This is a genomic window from Psychrobacter sp. T6-1 (assembly GCF_052258445.1).
In genome coordinates, this window is record NZ_JBQQFC010000269.1 from 1 (window position 1) to 3,369 (window position 3,369).

The following is a 3,369-nucleotide window of genomic DNA, read 5'->3' on the forward strand; positions in this document are numbered from 1 at the left end:
AGTATTGAGCAAATCACTATTTATCAAGGCCTAGCAAGCGTGACTCGCGCGCTACCTACTAGTGGAGGCGGCGAGCAGACCCTTGTTTTTTCATGCTTATCACCTTTTATAGATCAAAATAGTTTGAGCGTACAAGCAAGTAGTGGCGTCAATATCGGTGAGATCAGTACCGAGACGCTCAGCGGCGAGCAGGCGGCGCAGTGTCAGTATCAAGCAGATGCCGCTGTCCAGACTAAGCAAAACAGCCTCGCTGAGATTACCGCGGAGCTAGAAGCGGCGCGCTTGGCAAAGGCATATCTTCAAAATCTTACCAAAGTCACTCAGATCAGTACTGATGGTACGCCATCGAGCAACGCACGCGATATCGAGACTCAAGCGGCAGCAGTCAATAAGAGAATATTAGCCATACAGCAGCGCCAAGCATTGGCGCAAGACGAGCTCAATCAGCTGATGGCTGGCAGCGCAACCTCGACGGGTACGACAGTGACACAAGTAAGCGTGCGCACTGCTAGTCGCACGCCTGCTGCAGTCAAGCTGCACTATCAAGTACGCGGTGCCAGTTGGGAGCCGACCTATCAAGCGCGGCTAAATACCAATACTGAGCAGCTTAATATTACCGCCTCAGCGATTATTGCTCAGCAAACTGGCGAGAACTGGAGCAATGTGCCGCTGACCCTTAGTACCGTCAATCCCAATCAAAACACTACCAGCCGATTGCCGCGTGTTAAGCGCTTGGGGTTATATGATGAGAGCCGAGGTAAAATCGCTAGGAGTGCGGCACCAGTCATGGAGGCTATGCCTGTAGTCGTCTCTGGCGAAGCAGATTATGCGGGTGCTGATCAGCCTAATAGAGCGCCGCTACCGAGCTTTACGGTGAGTAGCCAAAACAAAAACGGTATTATCGAGTACCGTCTGCCGCAGCGCGTAAGTATTCCAAGTGATGGTAGACGCGTGCGCACTGTACTCGATGAGCAGTCAGGAGCAAGCAAGCTATGGCTGCGTAGTACGCCAAGTATAGAGACCGCAGCGTACTGGTATGCCTCAGCACCATTTATTACCCCAGCTTGGGTGGATGGCTCATTGCAACTATACCGTGATGACAATTATGTCGGTCAGTCGCGTTATAGCTATCAGACGCTAAAAGAGCAAGGCATTGGTTTTGGAATTGATCCCAATATTCTCGTCAAGGAGATCAAAGACGATGACAAACAAGGCGATAAAGGCGTGTTTAATCGCACCCAGACACTAACCACCACCCAAGCGTATCAGTTTACCAATCAGCATAATAAGGCGCGTCAGCTACAAGTATTGGGCAGCGAGCCTGTCAGCCGCGATGATGATCTCAAGGTCACGGTAACACATACGCCGCCTGTCACTGAGCGCAATTGGAATGATAATCAAGGTATGGTCGCTTGGGAATTTACGCTACCTAGCAAGCAATCAGCAGTCATACAATCGACATCACAAGTGAGCTATCCTGCGGACAAAATATTGACGGGTAATTGATATCTGGTTTTAGCCATTTACGCTTTTATGAATAAAGGATAACTATGTGTATTGTCGCTATCGCTTGGCAGCTATTTGACGATCTGCCTTTGGTTTTACTCTCTAACCGTGATGAGTTTTTGGAGCGCCCGACCACGCCTGTCCATCAGTGGGATGATGCGCCTATATATGCCGGGCGAGATAATAGGAGCGGCGGCACTTGGCTTGGCATTCACCAAAATAAAGATGCTAACGCCATACAACAAAACGGGCGCTGGGCGGCGGTATTGAACTTTCGTGATGGCGTGCAGGCACGAGAGGATGAGCGCTCGCGCGGTGAGCTGGTGACTGAATTTTTGCGCGGCACTCAAAGTCCGATGGAGTTTGCACGGCAGATTAAGTTACAAGAGTACGCAGGGTTCAATCTTATCATCGGGGATGCGCAGCAAGCTGTTGCCGTCAATAATCGTGGTCATGCCCCAACGCCACTATATGCAGGCTTGCACGTATTATCTAACGGACAGTTTGAGGACAAATGGTTTAAGACCCAAAGGCTACGTGGTCGCTTGCGTCAAGAAGTCTTGCCACTTATCGCTGAGGATAGTCATCCTGACTACTGGCAAGCGGCGGCGTTCAATGTCATGTCCGATGTAACGCCTGCGCCAGTAGGGCAATTACCAGAGACGGGAGTGGCGACAGATATCGAGCAAGCGCTATCCTCTATTTATATAGAGCCTGCCAATATCTTGGCACTAACTAATGGCCTCATGCCAAGTTACGGCACGCGGACACAAAGCATCTTAACCTTGCATAATAAGCAGGATGAGTCAAAAATAAAGGTGCAATTGATTAGTCTTGAAACTGATAACCTTACTTCTAGGGTTTAAAGTAGTTCGGGAAATTTACGCTAATACTAATCTTTGTAGGCTGTGGCTTTAGCCCAGCTCAATACTTTGCAAAAGCAAAATGCTGGGCTAAAGCCACAGCCTACGCAAACATTGTTAAATAGTTGATGCTTTTTAGACCTATCACTTTTGATAAAGTTAATCGTAATTTCTAGGTTAGTATAAATTCAACAGACCCTAAACTATAAAATTTTTATTTTAAATAGATAGGTCAACATAAAAAATGCCCGCCATAATATCTGATTGTTTAGATATTACAGCGAGCATTTTTCGTTTGTGCAAGCGCTTATTCCATCAGCAAATGATTGTTCTGCTCAGGAATAATCAGCTCTTGCCTAAGGGGTAATTCGCGTGCTAGCTCCTGAAGCGCACGCCGATAAACCCCGCGTTTAAAGTGAATCACTTGTCCGAGTGGATACCAGTAGCTGACCCATTGCCAATGGTCAAACTCAGGTTTTCCTTCATCAAAGCGAATGTGTTGTGTATTTGGCTCATCTAAGCGTAGCAAAAACCATTTTTGTTTTTGCCCAATACATAAAGGATGCTGTCCGTGGCGCACGTAGCGCTTGGGTAGACGATAGCGTAACCAATCTTGCGTTACCGCTAATAAATCGACATGACGTGGATGCAGGCCGACTTCTTCCCAAAGCTCACGATACATCGCGTCCATAGGAGTCTCGCCGCGATCGATACCGCCTTGCGGAAACTGCCAAGCGTTGTGACCTATACGTTTTGCCCACAGGACTTGTCCTTGTGTATTTGCCAAGATGATACCGACATTGGCGCGAAAGCCGTCTGCATCTATCATGACTAAACCTTTTAAATGTGATAAAAATAGCTCATTTTAAAAGTATAAACAGCCATCATAATTATTATAAGGTGATGGCTGTTTATACTGAGTCAAAATGAGATTCATTACCACCATTAAACCAAGAAACCGACAAAATGTGTAACGCTATTTTGCTATAAAATGTTTCAC

3 protein-coding genes are annotated in these 3,369 nt (G+C 47.1%); 2 read left to right on the top strand and 1 reads right to left on the bottom strand.

The window, feature by feature from the left end; genetic code table 11:
* Together ACTXGO_RS11425 and ACTXGO_RS11430 are read left to right on the top strand one after the other, a co-directional pair.
* A partial coding sequence (locus tag ACTXGO_RS11425; RefSeq protein ID WP_443574577.1) for a DUF4139 domain-containing protein occupies positions 1-1,506 on the top strand: 1,506 nt, incomplete at its 5' end.
* 44 nt (positions 1,507-1,550) lie between these two features.
* The gene (locus ACTXGO_RS11430) at positions 1,551-2,372 is read left to right on the top strand and encodes an NRDE family protein (RefSeq protein WP_443574578.1); all 822 of its coding nucleotides are present in this window, start codon (positions 1,551-1,553) and stop codon (positions 2,370-2,372) included.
* A 304-nt stretch (positions 2,373-2,676) separates the two neighbouring features.
* Here the strand turns inward: ACTXGO_RS11430 and ACTXGO_RS11435 are convergent, their stop codons facing one another.
* A complete protein-coding gene (locus ACTXGO_RS11435; protein WP_317200062.1) occupies positions 2,677-3,198 on the bottom strand; it encodes an RNA pyrophosphohydrolase in 522 nt (173 codons plus the stop codon).
* Between the last annotated feature and the right edge of the window lie 171 nt (positions 3,199-3,369).